The sequence below is a fragment of the Bacillus sp. JJ1474 genome (assembly GCF_036965225.1).
Lineage (GTDB): Bacteria > Bacillota > Bacilli > Bacillales > Cytobacillaceae > Cytobacillus.
In genome coordinates, this window is the sequence record NZ_JBALPC010000329.1 from 1 (window position 1) to 1,420 (window position 1,420).

Below are 1,420 nucleotides of genomic sequence, written 5' to 3' on the forward strand. Positions count from 1 at the left end.
AAAATAATGGTGGACGGGCTAACCCTTGATATATAAGGGTTTCTCATTTGATTGATAGCCAATTTGATACTGGAATTTTCCTAAAGGGAAGGTAAAAAGGTAAATCCTTCCCCGAAAATTTAGATTCAAATTGGTTAATCTTTCTTAATTGCAACCAAAAATCACTTTTTCTGTTGAAAGATTCAGCAGAGGGAGTGATTTTTTTGTTGTTATTGGAAGATGTGTTAGAAGAATATTTATACCGTTGTGAATCAAAAGGATTCACCAAGAAGACGATGATTAACAAAAGGCAAGAACTAAAACAGATAAAAGAGTTCTTGGTAGTAAAAAGAGGAATCACAGAATTGGAAAGTATTACAGTCCATGATTTAAAGGCGTATATGCGATTAAAACAGAAAGATAATTTACAACCGCAAAGTATCGTTTCTATGTTTAAAATGATTCGAGCCTTCTTCTCATGGTGCGTAAAAGAAGAGTATCTCAAAGAAAATATTGCGAAAAAGGTAGAATTTCCTAGAGTCCCTAAAAAGGTTTTGAAAGGGTTCACACGTGATGAAGTTCAAGCAATGATAGATGCGTTTTCCTACAAAAGTTACATTGAAGCTAGGAACAAAGCAATGATTGCTATGATGGCTGATTGCGGTCTTCGTGCCATGGAAATTAGAGGACTACAATCTGAAAGTGTTAAAGAAACAACCATACTGGTTTACGGAAAAGGTAATAAAGAACGTATTGTATTTATCAGTCCAGCTTTAAAAAGAATATTAATTAAGTATGAAAGACTAAAAAAGCAGTATTTTTTAGAGAAAGATACAACCAGTCATTATTTCCTCACATATTTGGGGTCTGATCTATCTCATAATGCGTTGGATGACGTGATTAAGTTGGCAGGTAAAAGGACAGGGATATCTGGTAAGAGGGTGTCTCCGCATACTTATAGACACTTCTATGCAGTTCAATGTTTGCTTAGTGGGATTGATGTTTATTCACTATCTCGGCTTCTCGGGCATTCGGACATCAGTACAACGCAGCGATATTTACAATCGCTAAGTGATGAACAATTACTTGATACGGCAATTGCTACAAGCCCATTGATGAATTTAAGGAAGTAATTTAATTGAGAAGTATTGTGCTTGACGGTTTTGAAAATGATGACATCCAAATTGACAAAGAAATAGTTCATCAGATGTCTGTAGAAGAAAAAGATGAAGTTATTAAAAACATCATTACACTACATAATATAATTACTCATCCAGATACAAGATTCGATGATTCACACCATGATGTCGCTAATGACATTTACAAGATAATTATAAAAAGAGAATATCCGTTATTAGACGGTGAAAAGTTTTTATAGACAAAAAAAATAGGAGTAACTGCGGTAACAGTTTACTCCTTGATGTACATCCAATAAGGACGC

At 34.3% G+C, this 1,420-nt stretch carries 2 protein-coding genes; both read left to right on the forward strand.

Annotation, left to right across the window (positions count from 1 at the left end; all coding sequences use genetic code 11):
• Positions 1-203 precede the first annotated feature (203 nt).
• A complete protein-coding gene (locus V7164_RS25420) occupies positions 204-1,112 on the forward strand; it encodes a tyrosine-type recombinase/integrase (RefSeq protein ID WP_335355623.1) in 909 nt (302 codons plus the stop codon).
• Positions 1,113-1,117: 5 nt separating this feature from the next.
• Positions 1,118-1,357 carry a hypothetical protein gene (locus V7164_RS25425; RefSeq protein ID WP_335355624.1) on the forward strand — a complete coding sequence of 80 codons (240 nt, stop codon included), beginning with the start codon at positions 1,118-1,120 and terminating at the stop codon, positions 1,355-1,357.
• Positions 1,358-1,420: the final 63 nt, after the last annotated feature.